The organism is Nocardioides sp., assembly GCF_031397825.1.
In the GTDB taxonomy this organism is placed as follows: Bacteria; Actinomycetota; Actinomycetes; order Propionibacteriales; family Nocardioidaceae; genus Nocardioides.
In genome coordinates, this window is record NZ_JANNML010000171.1 from 1 (window position 1) to 15,697 (window position 15,697).

Consider the following 15,697-nt stretch of genomic DNA (forward strand, 5'->3'; position numbering starts at 1 on the left):
GGCTACGGCTTCATGAACGAGTACCGCGTGGCCCGGGCCTGGCGCGACGCTCGTGTCTCCAAGATCTGGGCCGGCTCCAACGAGATCATGAAGGAGCTCATCGGGCGCGACCTGGGGCTCTGATGCGTCCGCCCAGCCCAGCCTCACCTTCCTTGCGAGCGCCGTGGCGACCCAGGAGGATCGAGCCATGAGTGCTGAGACGGTCGACGTCGAGGTCGGGCCCCACGACGACGAGCCGCACGGCGAGGGCCTGCGCAGCCGGCTCAACTGGCTGCGCGCGGGGGTGCTCGGCGCCAACGACGGGATCGTGTCGACGGCCGGGCTCGTGGTCGGCGTCGCAGGTGCCACGACCGACCGCACGGCGATCGTGGTCGCGGGTGTGGCCGGGCTGGTCGCCGGGGCGATGAGCATGGCGGCCGGCGAGTACGTCTCGGTCAGCACCCAGCGCGACTCCGAGAAGGCCCTGCTCGAGAAGGAGCGCCGCGAGCTGCGCGAGGAGCCCGAGGAGGAGCTCGCCGAGCTCGCCTCGCTCTACCAGGACAAGGGCCTGGACCAGGCGACGGCGCTCGAGGTCGCCCGTCAGCTCACCGCGAAGGACGCGCTCAAGGCGCACGCCGACATCGAGCTCGGCATCGACCCTGACGACCTCACCTCCGCGTGGAACGCCGCCTTCGCCTCGATGATCGCCTTCACGCTTGGGGCGCTGCTGCCGTTGCTCACGATCGCGTTCCTCCCGGAGTCCACCCGCGTCGCCGTCACCGTGGTCTCGGTCGCCGTCGCCCTCGCGATCACCGGCTGGGCGAGCGCCCGCTTCGGCTACGGACCGGCGGGCCGCGCCGTCGCCCGCAACGTGGGCGGTGGCATCTTCGCCATGGCCGTCACCTACGGGATCGGGACCCTGCTCGGCACCAACATCTGACATGGGTCAGCGGATGTTCGTCGCGCTGGTGCCGCCCGACGAGGTGCTCGAGCACCTCGACGAGTTCCTCGCACCCCGACGTGAGGCAGCGACCTTCCGGTGGTCGCTCCCGGAGCACCTGCACGTCACGCTCGCCTTCATGGCATCGGTCCCGGAGCACCGGCTCGACGACCTCGTCGAGCGGCTCGGCCTCGCGGCCGCCCGTCGTACGCCGTTCGAGACGCGGGTCGTCGGTGGCGGCGCGTTCCCCGACGTCGCGCGCGCCCGCGTGCTGTACGCCGGGTTGTCGCTGACCGGGGGTGTGCGTCAGGAGGTCGACCGGTTGGCCGCGGGCCTGCGCATCGCGGCGTCAACCGCCGGCACGGAGATCGACGGGCAGCGCTTCCACCCCCACGTGACCGTGGCGCGGCTCGGGCGGCCCACCGAGGTGACCCGCTGGGTGCAGCTCCTCGACGGCTACGAGGGTCCGTCCTGGCAGGTCGACGAGGTCAGCCTGGTCGCCTCCCACCTCGGTGAGGGACCGCGCAAGCGACCGCGCTACGAGGTGGTCGAGGCCTTCCCGCTGGGTTCCCGTTAGGCGGGCAGCGCCCGGACGATGTCCTCGACCCGCTCCTTGGCGTCGCCGAAGAGCATCCGCGAGTTGTCCTTGAAGAACAGCGGATTCTGCACGCCGGCGTAGCCGGTCGCCATGGAGCGCTTGAAGACGATGACGTCGTGGGCGTTCCACACCTCCAGCACGGGCATGCCGGCGATGGGCGAGCCAGGCTCGTCGAGCGCGGCCGGGTTGACGGTGTCGTTGGCGCCGATGACCAGCACCACGTCGGTCGAGGGGAAGTCGGGGTTGATCTCGTCCATCTCGAGCACGATGTCGTAGGGCACCCTGGCCTCGGCGAGCAGGACGTTCATGTGGCCGGGCAGGCGCCCGGCGACCGGGTGGATCCCGAACCGTACGTCGATCCCGCGGGCGCGCAGCTTGGCCGTGAGCTCGGCGACGGGATACTGCGCCTGGGCGACGGCCATGCCGTAGCCCGGCGTGATCACCACGCTCGACGCCCCCGCGAGGAGCTCGGCCGCCTCGGCGGCCTGGATCTCGCGGTGCTCGCCGTAGTCGCGGGCCTCGCCGGAGACAGCGCCGTCGGAGCCGAAGCCGCCGGCGATGACGGAGATGAACGAGCGGTTCATCGCCTTGCACATGATGTAGGACAGGATCGCGCCGGAGGAGCCGACGAGCGAGCCGGTGATGATCAGCAGGTCGTTGTCGAGCAGGAAGCCCGCGGCCGCAGCCGCCCAGCCCGAATAGCTGTTGAGCATCGAGACGACCACCGGCATGTCGCCACCGCCGATGGCGGCGACCAGGTGGAAGCCGAGGAGCAGGGCGAGGGCGGTCATGAGCAACAGCGGGACGATGCCGCGCTCGTGGTCGTTCATGAACCACACGAGCAGCGCCAGCGACAGCACGATGATCGCGAGGTTGAGCAGGTGACGACCGGGCAGCGCGAGCGGGGTCGACTTCATCTTGGCGCTGAGCTTGAGGTTGGCGACGATCGAGCCGGTGAAGGTCACGGCACCGATGAAGACGCCGATGAAGACCTCGACCTCGTGGATCGCGCCGAGGGACCCGGTGGTCGGGGCCTCCGGGTCGAGGAAGGAGTTGATGCCGACCAGCACCGCGGCCAGGCCGACGAAGCTGTGCAGGATCGCGACCAGCTCGGGCATCCCGGTCATCTCGACGGTGCGAGCCCGCCACGCGCCGATCGCGGCACCGATGGCCATCGCGACGACGATCAGGGCAAGCGTCGAGCCGAGACCCCGCCAGTGGTCGAGGGGGTCGGGAAGCTCGGCCTGGCGAGCGGCGAGCAGCACGGTCGCGACCAGGGCGATGGCCATGCCGGCCATGCCGGCGAGGTTGCCGCGCTTGGCGGTCTCGTGCTTGGAGAGCCCGGCGAGGGCGCCGATGAAGAGCACCGCGGCGATGAGGTAGCCGCCCTGCACCAGCCCCGGCAGCTTGTCGGAGGTCAGGAAGTCGCTCATGTCAGTCCTTCCGGAACATCTCGAGCATCCGGAGGGTCACGAGGAACCCGCCGAAGATGTTGATGCTCGCGACGAGCACGGCCACGGTGGCGAGGATCGCGATCGCCGGGTTGGTGCTGCCCACCTGGAGGATGCCGCCGACCAGGATGATCCCGGAGATGGCGTTGGTCTCGCTCATGAGCGGGGTGTGCAGGGCGTGTGCCACGTTGGAGATCACGTAGTAGCCCACGAACACCGCCAGGGCGAAGACCGTGAAGTGGTTGAGGAACACCGCAGGGGCGTAGGCCGCGAGGGCGAGGAAGGTGACGGCCCCCAGCGCGGCGGCGTAGGTCGTGCGGCGGGGATCGGGCGGTGGCTTGGGGGCGACCGGCTCCGCAGGAGGTGCGGCGGCCACCGGTGCCGCTGACACCTGCACCGGCGGCGGAGGCCACATCAGGGTGCCGTCGTGGACGACGGTGATGCCGCGCTGGACGACGTCGTCGAAGTCCAGGGTGAGCTGGCCGTCCTTGCCGGGCGTCAGCAGCTTGAAGAGGTTGACGACGTTGGTGCCGTAGAGCTGGGAGGTCTGGGCGGCCAGCCGGCTGGCCAGGTCGGTCCAGCCGAGGATGGTGACCAGGTTGTCGGTGACGACCCGCTCGTCGGTCTGGGTCAGCTCGCAGTTGCCGCCGTGGGCCGCGGCCATGTCGACGATGCCGCTGCCGTTCTTCATGGCGGCGACGGTCGGGGCGCGCACGAGCACCGGCGCCGGCCGGCCGGGGATCAGTGCGGTGGTGATGACGATGTCGGCGGCGCGCACCTCCTCGTCGTACATCGCAGCGGTGGCGGCCTCCTGCTCGGCGGTCATCTCCTTGGCATATCCGTCGGAAGAAGCTGCGGCCTCCATGGCTGGGTCGTCAATCGTGACGAACTGGGCGCCCATCGACTCGACCTGCTCGGCGACCTCGGGGCGCACGTCGAAGGCGCGGACGATCGCGCCCATCGACCCGGCCGCGCCGATCGCGGCCAGCCCGGCGACGCCGGCGCCGACGACGAAGACCTTCGCGGGCGGGACCTTGCCGGCCGCGGTGACCTGGCCGGTGAACTGGCGACCGAAGGCGTGGGCGGCCTCGATCACGGCGCGGTAGCCCGCGACGTTGGCCATGGAGGAGAGCACGTCGAGCGACTGCGCGCGCGAGATCCGGGGGACGGCGTCCATCGCCAGGGCGGTCACGCCCGCGGCGGTCAGCTGCTCGACGAGCTCGGGGCTGCGCGCGGGAGCCATCAGCGACACGATCGTCGCGGAGGGTCGCAGGAGGCTGATCTCGGCCGGTGTCGGGGCGTTGACCTTGACGATGACGTCGCACGACCAGGCGTCGTCGGCGGATCCCACCGTGATGTCGGCCGCCTCGAACGCGCTGTCCGGCTGGTCGGCGAGGAAGCCGGCGCCGGACTCCACGACGACGTCGTAGCCGAGCGCCGTCAGCTGGGCTGCGGTGATCGCGGTGGCGGCGACGAGGGTCTCGCCGGCCTTGGACTCGCGCGGGATGCCGATGCGCACGGATACCTCCTGGGGTTGACCGTGCGTCAACCTACACAGGGGCCCTCGTGACCGGGGTCACGTCCGGCGCGTGGGCGGCCGCTGCGACGCGGTGGTCACTGCGCCAGCCCGTAGAGCCGGTCGCCGGCGTCGCCGAGGCCCGGGACGATGTAGCCCTTCTCGTTGAGCTTCTCGTCCATGGCCGCCGTGACGACGGTGACGGGGACGTCGAGGCCGGACAGCTCGTCCTCGAGGCGCTGGCAGCCCTCGGGGGCGGCGAGCAGGCAGATCGCGGTGATGTCGTCGGCGCCGCGGTCGGTGAGGAACGTGATGGCGGCGGCGAGCGTGCCGCCGGTCGCCAGCATCGGGTCCAGGACGTAGCACTGACGGCCCGAGAGGTCATCCGGCAGCCGCTCTGCGTACGTCGACGCCTCGAGCGTCTCCTCGTTGCGCATCATCCCCAGGAAGCCGACCTCGGCCGTCGGCAGCAGCCGCATCATCCCGTCGAGCATCCCCAGCCCGGCGCGGAGGATCGGCACGACCAGCGGCTTGGGCGTGGCCAGCCTGACCCCGGTGGTGGGGGACACGGGCGTCTCGATGTCGTGCGCCTCGACGCGGACGTCGCGGGTGGCCTCGTAGGCCAGCAGTGTCACGAGCTCGTCGGTCAGCGCCCGGAAGGTCGGCGAGTCCGTCCTGATGTCGCGCAGCGTGGTGAGCTTGTGGGCGACGAGCGGGTGGTCGACGACGTGGGTGCGCATGGGAAAACCCTAGTGGGCGGACTGGCCCCGGTGCCTCCGGCGTGCCACTCTGGGCGGGCGACATCCACCTGCAGGACGGAGGGGAGCAGATGACCGATCAGCTCGAAGGCATCGACTACGCCCTCGCCGCCTACCGCGAGGAGGGTGTCTGGCAGGTCCAGGAGATGGTCCACGACCACCTCGTGGACGTCGACGCGCTCGCCCACGCCCTGCGCCGCTTCCCCGGTGACGGTGGCGCCGTGGGACTGGTGGCGATCGACGAGGACTTCTTCCTCATCGTGCGCGTGGCCGGCGCCAGCACCCGGGTCCTTCTCTCCGACATCACCGCCGCGGCCGAGTGGGAGCTCGCGGGCTCGGCGGTCGACTTCCTGCACCTGCCGATGCCCGAGGACGACGACGAGCCGGCCCCCGCCGGAGACCTCGACCTGCTCGGGGACCTCGGGCTCAACGCCATGGACCTCGCGATCCTGCTCGACGACCTCGATCTCTACCCCGACGACGCACTCTCCGACATCGCCCGCAGCCTCGGGTTCGGCGAGCAGTTCGACGACGCGGTCGGCCTCACCAGCGCGTGAGTCCCACCGCCCCGTGGCGCGAGCCGATGCTCGCTGCCCTCGACGAGGCGCGCGCCGCGCTGATGACCGGCGACGTGCCCATCGGCGCGGTCGTGCTCGACCCTTCCGGCGCCGTGATCGCGACGGGGCGCAACGTCCGTGAGGCCGACGGTGACCCGACCGGTCACGCCGAGGTCGTCGCGCTCCGCGCCGCGGCGCAGGTCCGGGGCGAGTGGCGGCTGGACGGGTGCACGCTCGTGGTGACCCTCGAGCCGTGCACGATGTGCGCCGGCGCGGCCGTGCTGAGCCGGGTGTCCCGGATCGTCTTCGGGGCCTTCGACGAGAAGGCCGGCGCCGTCGGGAGCCTCTGGGACGTCGTGCGCGACCGGCGGCTCAACCACCGGCCCGAGGTCGTCTCCGGGGTGCTGGCGGCCGAGTCGAGCGTCCTGCTCGACGACTTCTTCCGTGCCCGGCGGTGATCCGGCAGTGTCGGTTGTGGGTGAACGGGTTGTGAACCCCCTTCATTAGGGGGCGCGATCATGCCCCCAGGGGTAACAATGGGGTGTGATCCGTCGGAGCCTTCTCGCAGCCCTCGCCACGGCCGCCGTGGTGACGGCCGCGCCCGCGCAGGCTGACTCGACGGTCACCGTGCGCGGCACGTCGTTCCCCGACGCGGGGGCCGGCTTCTCCTACGTCGGCTGCGGGGCGCTCCACGACCGCGGCGCCGAGACCCTCGCCCCGACGATCGGCTTCGGACCGGCGCTGCCCCCGACCGGGATGCGCAGCCTCGGCTACGACCTCGCCGGTGGCTCGGCGATGGGCGCGCTCTTCTCGGTCGAGTCGCTGCTCGACACGACCACCGCGAGCCTGGCGGCCTACGCCGAGGACGGCGGGAGCGGGGTGGCCTACGTCGGCTACCAGGCGCCCGCCGACGGCGGCACCAGCGCCGCGTGGTTCGGCCGGGCCGAGCTTGTCCTGGTCCCGGGCGGCTGGCAGGAGGTCGACGCGACCGACCTGTTCTACGTCTGGTCCAAGCTCGACATGACGACCGGAGCCCTGCTGGAGCAGGGGCCCGAGCTCCCCTCGGACGTCGCGACCTTCACCGCCGAGCACGGCGGGGACGCCCCCGGGCTCTTCACCGTGGGCTACGGCTGCGACGGCGCGCCGTTCAGCATGGACACGCTGCGCCTGGGCACCCCGGGTGACGTCACGACCTACGACCTCGAGGGCATGGCCACCAGCACCGCCATGGGCATGCCCGGAGAGCAGACCGCGATCACCGCCGGCGAGCGCCTCGCCCTGCGCGGGACGATGCAGGTGATCGCTGGCGGCACCCGCGTCCCGGGCGCGAGCCTGATCCTGGAGCAGCAGGCGTTCGGCACCACGTTCTGGGAGACCGTCGACGTCGTCGACGGCGCCGACCCCACGGTGACGGTGGAGCCGTTGCGCCGCACGCTCTACCGCTGGCGCTTCGTCGACCGCCCCCTGGCCGAGGGCAGCGTCTCGTCGCCCTTCGTCGTCGAGGTCGCCCCCGTCGTCGAGGCCCACGTCGACGGCGATCGCGTCGTCGGCTCGGCGATCCCGGCAGTGCCGGGCACGCCCGTCACGCTCTGGCGCTCGCTGGACGGCGGCGACGCCGAGCCGGTCGGGCGGGGGGCCGTGGGCGACGCCGGTGCCTTCGAGGTGGTGCTGCCCGAGGGGCGCGGTCGCTTCTACGTGACGCTCCCGGCCGTGCCCGGCAGCCTGTCGGCGACCTCCTCGATCGTGCTGCCGCAGCCCGCGGTGCCGCCGCAGCCCTAGACCACGCCGCCGGCCGGCGCATACTCCAGGTGCAGGACGCCGTTGGCGATGGTCGTCGAGGAGAGCAGCGTCAGCGGGGTCTTCGCGGTGTCCTCGAAGAGGCGCTGCCCGCTGCCCACGACGACCGGATGCATCAGCAGCGCGAGCGTGTCGACCAGGCCCATCGCCAGCAGCGACCGCACCAGCGTCGCGCTGCCGGAGATGCCGATGTCACCGTCGGTGTCGGCCCTGATCGCGCGCAGCTGGGCCTCGATCTCCTCGGGGCTGCCCGTGACGAGCGTCGTGTTCTCCCAGGTCGCCTCGGTGAGCGTCGTGGAGACGACGTACTTGGGGATCGCCTTGATGAAGGGGCCGAAGCCGTCGTCGTCGGTGTTGTCAGCCCAGTAGGCCGACCATTCCTCGTAGAGCGTGCGCCCCATCAGGAAGCCGGTGCAGGTCGCCATGCCGCGACCCATGACTCCGCCCATCTCGTCGCTCCAGTAGTCGAAGTGCCACTGGTCCGGTGACTCGACGACGCCGTCGAGCGAGATGAAGAAGTTGCTGATGATGGAAGCCATGGCGCTCACCCTGCCAGGGCCGACGCCGCCTTCGCCAGGGCCTCGACGCGCGCCCAGTCGCCGTCGCGCAGCACGTCGGCCGGGGTGAGCCACGATCCGCCGACGCAGCCGACGTTGGGCAGCGCGAGGTAGTCGCCGGCGCTCGCCGCGGTGATGCCGCCGGTCGGGCAGAAGCGGGCAGCAGGCACGGGCGAGGAGATCGCCTGGAGGAACGCGGCACCGCCCGAGGCCTCGGCGGGGAAGAACTTCATCTCGGTGAGGCCGGCCTCGAGCACGGTGAGGACCTCCGAGACGGTGGCCGTGCCGGGCAGGAACGGCAGTCCCGTGTCGATCATCGCCGCGAGCAGCGACGAGGTGGCGCCGGGGGAGACGAGGAAGCGGGCGCCGGCGTCCTGGGCCTCCCGGGCCTGCGCCGGGGTGACGATGGTGCCGGCGCCGACCAGGATCTCGGGCACCTCGGTCGCGATCACGCGGATCGCCTCGAGCGCGACCGGGGTGCGCAGGGTCAGCTCGATCGCCGGAAGTCCGCCGTCGACGAGGGCCCGGGCGACGGGCACGGCGTCCTCGAGCCGGTCGATCACCACGACCGGCATCACCGGCACGGCGTCGAGCAGGCTGGCGGGGCGCGGGAGCTCAGACGTGCTGGACAAGGGGGACCTCCGTGAGGGGAACGCCGTAGCTGCCGAAGACGCTGGCGCCGGTGTCGGCCGCGCCGACCGTCGCGCGGAAGGTGGCGAAGAGCTCGCGGCCGGTGCCGGCCCACTCGTCGCCGTCGAGGGCGCGACCGGTCGCGACGCGCTCGTGCAGGTCGGGCACGTCGATCCCGAGCAGGCCGCGCTCGGCGTCGACGGTGACCAGGTCGCCGTCGCGCACCTTGGCCAAGGGGCCGCCGAGGGCGGCCTCGGGCGTCACGTGGATGGCGGCCGGCACCTTGCCCGACGCCCCGGACATGCGCCCGTCGGTGACGATCGCGACCTTCTGGCCCCGGTCCTGGAGGACCCCGAGGGACGGGGTGAGCTTGTGCAGCTCGGGCATGCCGTTGGCGGCCGGGCCCTGGTAGCGGATCACGGCCACCAGGTCGCGACCGTCGAGTCGGCCCTCGCCGAAGGCGACCAGGAAGTCGTCCTGGTCGTCGAAGACCAGGGCGGGGGCCGTGACGACGCGGTGCTCCGGCTTGACGGCCGAGACCTTGATGACGCCCGTGCCGAGCGGGCCGGTGAGCACCTTGAGGCCGCCGTCGGCGGAGAACGGGTCGTCGGCCGGGCGCAGCACGTCGCGGTCGAGGCTGACCTCGGTGCCCTCCTGCCAGGTGAGCTCGCCCCCGTGGGCACCGCGCAGCACCGGCTCGCGGGTGTAGTGGCTCAGGCCGCGACCCATGATCGTCCGCACGTCCTCGTGCAGCAGGCCGTGCTGCAGCAGCGTCCTGATCAGGAAGCCGATGCCGCCAGCGGCGTGGAAGTGGTTCACGTCGGCGGAGCCGTTGGGATAGATCCGGCACAGCGACGGCACGACCGCCGACAGGTCCGAGAGGTCCCGCCAGGTCAGCGCAACGCCCGCGGCGCGGGCGATCGCGACCAGGTGCATCGTGTGGTTGGTCGAGCCGCCGCTGGCGAGCAGCGCGACGCAGGCGTTGACGATCGCCTTCTCGTCCACCACCTCGCCGATCGGCGTCGCCTCGTCGGCTGCGCCCTGGTGGGTGATCCCCACCGCGCGCGCCGCTGCGGCTCGGGTGAGGGCCTCGCGCAGGGGCGTGCCGGGGTTGACGAAGGAGGAGCCCGGCAGGTGCAGTCCCAGCACCTCCATCAGCAGCTGGTTGGAGTTGGCGGTGCCGTAGAAGGTGCAGGTGCCGCGGGAGTGGTAGGAGGCCGCCTCGGCCTCGAGCAGCTCGTCGCGACCGACCTTGCCCTCGGCGTGCAGCTGGCGCACGCGGGCCTTCTCCGAGTTGGGCAGGCCCGAGGCCATCGGTCCGGCTGGGACGAAGACGGTCGGAAGGTGACCGAAGGACAGGGCCCCGATCAGCATGCCGGGCACGATCTTGTCGCAGACGCCGAGCATCAGCGCCCCGTCGAACATGTCGTGGCTCAGCGCGATCGCGGTCGACATGGCAATCACGTCACGGCTGTAGAGCGAGAGCTGCATGCCGTCGCGACCCTGGGTGATGCCGTCGCACATCGCCGGCACGCCACCCGCGACCTGGGCGATGCCGCCCGCGCGGACGGTCGCCTGCTTGAGCACCGGCGGGTAGTCGCCGTAGGGCTGGTGGGCCGAGAGCATGTCGTTGAAGCTCGTGACGATCGCCAGGTTGGGCTTGGTGCGTCCGCGCAGCGCGACCTTCTCGTCGGGCTCCGCGGCCGCGAAGCCGTGCGCGATGTTGGCGCAGCCGAGCCTGCCGCGTGCGGGGCCCTGGTCGGCGGCCGTGCGGATGCGGGAGAGGTACGCCGAGCGGCTGGGGCGGCTGCGCTCCTCCAGGCGGGCGGTCACCTCCGCCACGACGGGGTGGATGCTGCTGGGACGGGGGGGAGGGCTGGGGGTGGGGCTCATGCGTCGGACTCCTGCCAGTGTCGGCCGTCGCGCTCGAGGAGCATGGCGGCTGCCGAGGGCCCGCTGGTGCCGGCCGGGTAGCGCTTGGGGCGATCGGGTGCGGTCTGCCACCGCCGGAGGATCGGCTCGACCCAGGTCCACGCGGCCTCGACCTCGTCGCGGCGCATGAAGAGGGTCGGGTTACCGCGGATGACGTCCATCAGCAGCCGCTCGTAGGCGTCGGGGGAGCGCTCGGTGAAGGTCGTCGCATAGCTCAGGTCGAGCGAGACCGGCCGCAGCCGGATGCCACCCGGGCCGGGCTCCTTGGCCGTCATGTGCAAGCGCATGCCCTCGTCGGGCTGGACCTGGATGTGCAGCCGGTTGGCCGACGTGACGCCCTCGCTGTGGGGGAACATCGCGTGCGGCGGCTCCTTGAAGACCACCACGATCTCCGACATCCGGCGGTCCATCCGCTTGCCGGTGCGCAGGTAGAACGGCACGCCGGCCCAGCGCCAGTTCTGCACCTCGGCGCGCACGGCGACGAAGGTCTCGGTGCTGCTCCCGGGGTGGCCGATGTCGTCGGTGTAGGACGGCACGGCCACGCCGTCGACGAGCCCGGCGGTGTAGCGGCCGCGCACCGTGCTCCGGTCGACGTCCTCGGGGCTCATCGGCTTGAGTGCCTGGAGCACCTTGAGCTTCTCGTCGCGCACGGTCTCGCGCCCGACGTAGGTCGGCGGCTCCATCGCGACGAGGCAGAGCAGCTGGAGCAGGTGGTTCTGCACCATGTCGCGCAGCGCGCCGGAGGTGTCGTAGTAGCCGCCGCGGTCACCGACCCCGAGGGTCTCGGAGACGGTGATCTGCACGTGGTCGACCCAGCGGGAGTTCCACAACGGCTCGAGGAAGGTGTTGGCGAAGCGTGTGACCAGCAGGTTCTGCACGCTCTCCTTCCCGAGGTAGTGGTCGATGCGGAAGATCTGCTGCTCGGAGAACACCCGGCCGACGGCGTCGTTGACCGCGCGGGCCGACTCCAGGTCGGTGCCGATCGGCTTCTCCATCACCACCCGCGAGGAGTCCTCGACGACCCCGGCGGCGCCGAGCCGCTCGCAGGTCGGCCCGAAGAGCGCCGGGGCGATCGCGAGATAGAACACCCGCACGACCTCCTCGCCGCTCTCCGGGTCCTGGTCGGGGCGGTCCTTGAGCAGGTCGTGGAGCAGGTGCCAGCCCTCGGGGTCGCGGGAGTCGAGGGTGAGGTGGCGGACGCGCTCGACCAGGCGTCGTCCGGCGTCCTCGTCGAGCTCGTCGGCGGTCACGTGGGTGTGCAGGGCCTCGCGGACCGCGTGGCGGTAGCCCTCGTCGTCGACGTCGGTGCGCGAGACCCCGATGATCCGGGTGCCCGCGGGCAGCTGGCCCTCGAGCTCACGCTGGTAGAGGGCGGGCAGGAGCTTGCGCAGGGCCAGGTCGCCGGTGCCGCCGAAGACCGTGAAGTCGCACGGTGGCAGGCCGGCGGAGAGCTCGGTGGCGGGAAGGGTCACCACTCAACGGTAGGACCGAAGAGTGCTCTCGGCAAGCATAACTTCGGCATTATTTAGACAGAAGTGGGTGGAATGGACGATCCACACGGGCTCAAGCGCCTAGGATCGAGGACATGACCTCCGCCGGCGACGTCCTCGAGCTCGTACGCTCGGGGCGGGCGAGCACCCGCTCGCAGCTCCGGGTGCAGACAGGCCTGTCGCGCACGGCCGTCGTCGCCCGGGTCACGGCGCTCGCCGAGGCGGGACTGCTGCTCGTGGGCGAGGAGCTCGCCTCGACCGGGGGTCGCCCGCCGGGCAGCATCGTCTTCAACAAGGACGCCGGGGTCGTGCTGGCCGCGGCGATCGGCCGCTCCCGCTCGCAGCTGGCGGTCTTCGACCTGCTCGGCGCCGAGCTCGCGGCCTCTGCCGTGGACCACGAGGTGGGGGCCGGGCCCGAGGTCGTCATGCCGGCGGTCGCGACCCACCTGGGCCGACTCCTGGACGAGGTCGCGGCCGGTCGACCGGTGCTGTCGATCGGGATCAGCCTGCCCGGCACCGTCGACCCCGTGCGCGGCGTCAGCGTCGACTCGCCCGTCATGGGCGGCTGGGACGGTGCCGACCTGACCCACTACCTCGCCGACGTCGCCCAGGCGCCGACCTTCGTCGGCAACGACGCCGACGTGCTCGCCCGCTCCGAGCGCCTGGGTCACGCGACCGGCTTCTCCGACCTCATCGTCGTCAAGGCCTCGACCGGTCTCGGGCTCGGCATCATCGCCGAGGGGCGGGTCGTCTCGGGGCACCTCGGCGGGGCCGGCGAGATCGGCCACACCAAGGTGGACGCCGCCGCCGGCCGACCCTGCCGCTGCGGTGACACCGGCTGCCTGGAGACCCTGGCCGGCGGGTGGGCCCTGGTCGCCCGGCTGACCGAGTCCGGCCGACGGGTCGACCACGTGCGTGACCTGGTGGCGCTGGCCGCGGCCGGCGACGCCGACGCCAAGCAGCTGCTGCGAGAGAGCGGTCGCCAGCTCGGCGAGGTCCTCGCCGTCGCCATCAACCTCCTCAACCCCCAGGCGGTCGTCATCGGGGGCGACATGGCCGCGGTCTTCGACGTCTACGCCGCGGGGGTGCGCGAGAGCGTCTACGCCCGGGCGTCGGCGCTGGCCACCCGCGACCTGCAGTTCCTCCCGTCCACCTTCGGCGACCGAGCCGGTCTGGTCGGCTGCGCGTCCATGGCGCTGGAGCAGGTGCTCAGCCCGGGGGCGGTCGACGCCCGCCTGTTGGAGCGGTCCCCGGTCGGCACCCGCTAGCGTTCGCGGGTGCCCCGCCCGCTGCCCGCCCTCGTGATCGGCGGGGAGCCCGGCCCGGTGCTCCACGTGCTCCCCCTGGGGGCGACCGTCCACCGGCTCGAGGTCGGCTCGCAGGTGCGTCACAACGTGGTGCTCGGCCACGCCACGGCGGAGGAGTACCTCGTGTCGCGCGACTTCGTCGGCGGCCTGATCGGTCGCTACGCCAACCGCATCGCGGGCGGCCGCTTCGAGATCGACGGGGTCGAGCACGAGGTGTGCACCAACGACCGCGGTCACGCGCTGCACGGCGGACCCGACGGTTTCCACCGCCGGGTGTGGGAGGTGGTGTCCCACACCGACGACGAGGTCGTGCTGGCCCTGGAGAGCCCTGATGGCGACCAGGGCTACCCGGGGCGGCTGTCGGCGCAGGTGCGCTACGCCGTCGTCGGTGACACGGTCGTCGTGGAGATGACGGCGACCACCGAAGCGCCGACGCTGGTCAACCTGACCCAGCACACCTACCTCGACCTCGACGGCCAGGGCGGCGTCGGTGACGTGCGCGACCACCTGTTGCGCGTCGCCGCCGACCGGGTCACCCCCACCGACGCTGCCGGCATCCCGCGCGGCGAGCACGAGGCCGTCGCGGGCACCCGCTTCGACCTGCGCGAGCAGGTCCGGCTGGGGGACGTCGTCGACGACGGCATCGACCACCACTACGTCCTCGAGGGACGCGGCCTGCGGCCGGCCGCGGAGCTCACGTCTCGTCGTACGGGGATCTCGGTGGTGGTGGCGACCGACCAGCCCGGGCTGCAGGTCTACACCGGGCAGGGCTTCGACGGCTCCCGGCGCTCGATCGAGGGCGTGCCCTACGGGCCCTTCGCCGGGATCGCGCTCGAGCCGCAGCTGGCGCCGGACTCGCCGCACCACGAGGGGCCCGACTGGCCCTCGGCCGTCCTGCGACCGGGCGAGACCTACTCCTCGGCCCTGGAGTGGCGCTTCCACGGCGGATGACCCGTCCGGTCCGACGGGTGGGGGCGTGATTAGTACAGATCACCATCGCGGCCGGGGTCGTCGCCGGACTACGTTCCGCCCATGACGCTCCCCTCCTTCCGCCAGGTGCTCCGCCCTGCCGCCGCTGCCTCCCTCAGCCTCGCCCTCGCCCTGGGGCTCGGCGCCTGCGGCGGTGACGACGAGCCGGCCGACAGCAGCGCCGGTGAGTCCAGCTCGCCCGCCGACGACGCGACCGCGGACGAGGAGGCTGGCGGGGAGGCTGGCGAGGAGGCTGGCGAGGAGGAGGCCCCGGACGAAGAGGCCCCCGCCGACTCGCCCGCCGGAGGCGTGACCTACGTCGACTCGACCGAGCCGGCGGCCGACACGATCGTGGTCGACGAGGGCGGCTTCACCGCCGACACCTCCACCGTGGAGGTCGGCGACGTGGTGCTCTTCATCCCCGGCGACGAGGGGATCTACGGCGTCATCGTGGGTGACCTGGACGGCTACACCGTCACCACGGGCCTCAACGGCGCCTTCCGCTTCGACCTCCCCGGCACCTACGCCGTGCGCGAGGACATCACCGGCAACACCGCGACGATCACCGTCGAGTAGTCCCGACCCAGATTTCACCGTCGCGCCAGCGCTCCGGTAACCTTCCCGGCGGTGGCGTGTCCGAGCGGCCGAAGGTGCATCACTCGAAATGATGTGTGGGGTCAAACCCACCGTGGGTTCAAATCCCACCGCCACCGCCAGGAGGTTCTGACAAAGAGCAGAACCGGTAGGTGACGAATCCCGCCCAGGGCTCAACCTGGGCGGGACTTCGTGCGTCCGGGGTCTCTTGGCGGGGCGTGTGGGTGACGGTCGCCGGGGCAGGACGAGACGACGGGTGCGTGCGGTCAGCGCCCGGGCGGGTTGAGCTCAACCAGGCGTGGGCGACATATCTGCCCGGGCTACTAGTGACCCGGATCTGAGATTCGCTGCATAAGTCGCCCGATGCTGTCGAGTATCTGTTCGGCGGTCTTGGTCCACACGAATGGCTTGGGGTTGGCGTTCCAGGCTGTGACCCACTTGCGGATGTCGGCCTCGAGGGCTTGGACAGTGCGGTGGTCGGAGCGTTGCAGGAGGTCGGCGGTGACGTAGCCGAAGAACCGTTCGACCAGGTTGAGCCAGGAGGAGTAGGTCGGGGTGAAGTGCAGGTGGAACCGGGGGTGTTCGACCAGCCAGGCCTTAATGAGGGGGTGCTTGTGGGTGC

Annotated in this window: 17 protein-coding genes and 1 tRNA gene; 10 read left to right on the forward strand and 8 right to left on the reverse strand. The window is 71.8% G+C overall.

Going from position 1 to position 15,697, the window contains the following annotated elements; translation table 11 throughout:
- The 3 genes from RMN98_RS14820 to thpR form a co-directional block, all read left to right on the forward strand.
- Positions 1–123, forward strand: a 123-nt coding sequence (locus RMN98_RS14820) for an acyl-CoA dehydrogenase family protein (RefSeq protein ID WP_309649604.1), incomplete at its 5' end; no start/stop codon positions are given.
- A gap of 64 nt (positions 124–187) precedes the next feature.
- Positions 188–919 carry a VIT family protein gene (locus tag RMN98_RS14825; protein ID WP_309649589.1) on the forward strand — a complete coding sequence of 244 codons (732 nt, stop codon included), beginning with the start codon at positions 188–190 and terminating at the stop codon, positions 917–919.
- A gap of 1 nt (position 920) precedes the next feature.
- The gene (gene thpR, locus RMN98_RS14830; RefSeq protein ID WP_309649590.1) at positions 921–1,496 is read left to right on the forward strand and encodes an RNA 2',3'-cyclic phosphodiesterase; all 576 of its coding nucleotides are present in this window, start codon (positions 921–923) and stop codon (positions 1,494–1,496) included.
- Here thpR and pntB read toward each other — a convergent pair.
- From pntB to upp, 3 genes are all read right to left on the reverse strand, one after another.
- On the reverse strand, positions 1,493–2,950 hold the full coding sequence (gene pntB, locus RMN98_RS14835) for a Re/Si-specific NAD(P)(+) transhydrogenase subunit beta (protein ID WP_309649591.1): 1,458 nt from the start codon (positions 2,948–2,950) through the stop codon (positions 1,493–1,495). The genes thpR and pntB overlap by 4 nt on opposite strands.
- A 1-nt stretch (position 2,951) precedes the next feature.
- Positions 2,952–4,487: a Re/Si-specific NAD(P)(+) transhydrogenase subunit alpha gene (locus RMN98_RS14840; protein WP_309649592.1), complete on the reverse strand. Its 1,536-nt coding sequence runs from the start codon at positions 4,485–4,487 to the stop codon at positions 2,952–2,954.
- 95 nt (positions 4,488–4,582) lie between these two features.
- Positions 4,583–5,224, reverse strand: a complete 642-nt coding sequence (gene upp / locus RMN98_RS14845) for a uracil phosphoribosyltransferase (RefSeq protein ID WP_309649593.1) — start codon at positions 5,222–5,224, stop codon at positions 4,583–4,585.
- Positions 5,225–5,313: 89 nt separating this feature from the next.
- On the opposite strand from upp, the gene RMN98_RS14850 reads away from it, so the two are divergent.
- From RMN98_RS14850 to RMN98_RS14860, 3 genes are all read left to right on the forward strand, one after another.
- Positions 5,314–5,799 (forward strand): tRNA adenosine deaminase-associated protein, encoded by a 486-nt coding sequence (locus RMN98_RS14850; protein WP_309649594.1) that lies wholly within the window; start codon positions 5,314–5,316, stop codon positions 5,797–5,799.
- A gap of 26 nt (positions 5,800–5,825) precedes the next feature.
- A complete protein-coding gene (locus RMN98_RS14855) occupies positions 5,826–6,257 on the forward strand; it encodes a nucleoside deaminase (RefSeq protein ID WP_309649605.1) in 432 nt (143 codons plus the stop codon).
- An 85-nt stretch (positions 6,258–6,342) separates the two neighbouring features.
- Positions 6,343–7,578, forward strand: a complete 1,236-nt coding sequence (locus RMN98_RS14860; protein ID WP_309649595.1) for a hypothetical protein — start codon at positions 6,343–6,345, stop codon at positions 7,576–7,578.
- Here the strand turns inward: RMN98_RS14860 and RMN98_RS14865 are convergent.
- The 4 genes from RMN98_RS14865 to zwf are packed head-to-tail and all read right to left on the reverse strand — an operon-like array spanning position 7,575 to position 12,187.
- Positions 7,575–8,135 (reverse strand): dihydrofolate reductase family protein, encoded by a 561-nt coding sequence (locus RMN98_RS14865; RefSeq protein ID WP_309649596.1) that lies wholly within the window; start codon positions 8,133–8,135, stop codon positions 7,575–7,577. The genes RMN98_RS14860 and RMN98_RS14865 overlap by 4 nt on opposite strands.
- Positions 8,136–8,140: 5 nt before the next feature.
- A complete protein-coding gene (gene eda, locus RMN98_RS14870) occupies positions 8,141–8,785 on the reverse strand; it encodes a bifunctional 4-hydroxy-2-oxoglutarate aldolase/2-dehydro-3-deoxy-phosphogluconate aldolase (RefSeq protein WP_309649597.1) in 645 nt (214 codons plus the stop codon).
- On the reverse strand, positions 8,769–10,637 hold the full coding sequence (edd, locus tag RMN98_RS14875; protein WP_397209735.1) for a phosphogluconate dehydratase: 1,869 nt from the start codon (positions 10,635–10,637) through the stop codon (positions 8,769–8,771). Before edd ends, eda begins: the two co-directional genes overlap by 17 nt.
- A 35-nt stretch (positions 10,638–10,672) precedes the next feature.
- Positions 10,673–12,187, reverse strand: coding sequence for a glucose-6-phosphate dehydrogenase (zwf, locus tag RMN98_RS14880; protein WP_309649599.1), 1,515 nt, complete (start codon positions 12,185–12,187; stop codon positions 10,673–10,675).
- A gap of 113 nt (positions 12,188–12,300) precedes the next feature.
- On the opposite strand from zwf, the gene RMN98_RS14885 reads away from it, so the two are divergent.
- The 4 genes from RMN98_RS14885 (at position 12,301) to RMN98_RS14900 (ending at position 15,197) form a co-directional block, all read left to right on the forward strand.
- Positions 12,301–13,473, forward strand: a complete 1,173-nt coding sequence (locus RMN98_RS14885; protein WP_309649600.1) for an ROK family protein — start codon at positions 12,301–12,303, stop codon at positions 13,471–13,473.
- A gap of 9 nt (positions 13,474–13,482) precedes the next feature.
- Positions 13,483–14,463 carry an aldose epimerase family protein gene (locus RMN98_RS14890; RefSeq protein WP_309649601.1) on the forward strand — a complete coding sequence of 327 codons (981 nt, stop codon included), beginning with the start codon at positions 13,483–13,485 and terminating at the stop codon, positions 14,461–14,463.
- Positions 14,464–14,544: 81 nt separating this feature from the next.
- Positions 14,545–15,057: a hypothetical protein gene (locus tag RMN98_RS14895; protein ID WP_309649602.1), complete on the forward strand. Its 513-nt coding sequence runs from the start codon at positions 14,545–14,547 to the stop codon at positions 15,055–15,057.
- A 50-nt stretch (positions 15,058–15,107) separates the two neighbouring features.
- Positions 15,108–15,197, forward strand: a tRNA-Ser gene (locus RMN98_RS14900).
- Between the two features lie 201 nt (positions 15,198–15,398).
- Here the strand turns inward: RMN98_RS14900 and RMN98_RS14905 are convergent.
- Positions 15,399–15,697 (reverse strand): transposase (locus RMN98_RS14905; protein WP_309649603.1); only part of this gene is annotated, 299 nt, incomplete at its 5' end.

Bases quoted from the DNA above. Each gene is read 5' to 3' on its own strand.
- RMN98_RS14825 (WP_309649589.1), top strand. From the start codon at position 188: ATGAGTGCTGAGACGGTCGACGTCGAGGTCGGGCCCCACGACGACGAG.
- thpR (WP_309649590.1), top strand. From the start codon at position 921: ATGGGTCAGCGGATGTTCGTCGCGCTGGTGCCGCCCGACGAGGTGCTC.
- pntB (WP_309649591.1), bottom strand. From the start codon at position 2,950: ATGAGCGACTTCCTGACCTCCGACAAGCTGCCGGGGCTGGTGCAGGGC.
- upp (WP_309649593.1), bottom strand. From the start codon at position 5,224: ATGCGCACCCACGTCGTCGACCACCCGCTCGTCGCCCACAAGCTCACC.
- RMN98_RS14850 (WP_309649594.1), top strand. From the start codon at position 5,314: ATGACCGATCAGCTCGAAGGCATCGACTACGCCCTCGCCGCCTACCGC.
- RMN98_RS14855 (WP_309649605.1), top strand. From the start codon at position 5,826: ATGCTCGCTGCCCTCGACGAGGCGCGCGCCGCGCTGATGACCGGCGAC.
- RMN98_RS14865 (WP_309649596.1), bottom strand. From the start codon at position 8,135: ATGGCTTCCATCATCAGCAACTTCTTCATCTCGCTCGACGGCGTCGTC.
- RMN98_RS14885 (WP_309649600.1), top strand. From the start codon at position 12,301: ATGACCTCCGCCGGCGACGTCCTCGAGCTCGTACGCTCGGGGCGGGCG.
- RMN98_RS14895 (WP_309649602.1), top strand. From the start codon at position 14,545: ATGACGCTCCCCTCCTTCCGCCAGGTGCTCCGCCCTGCCGCCGCTGCC.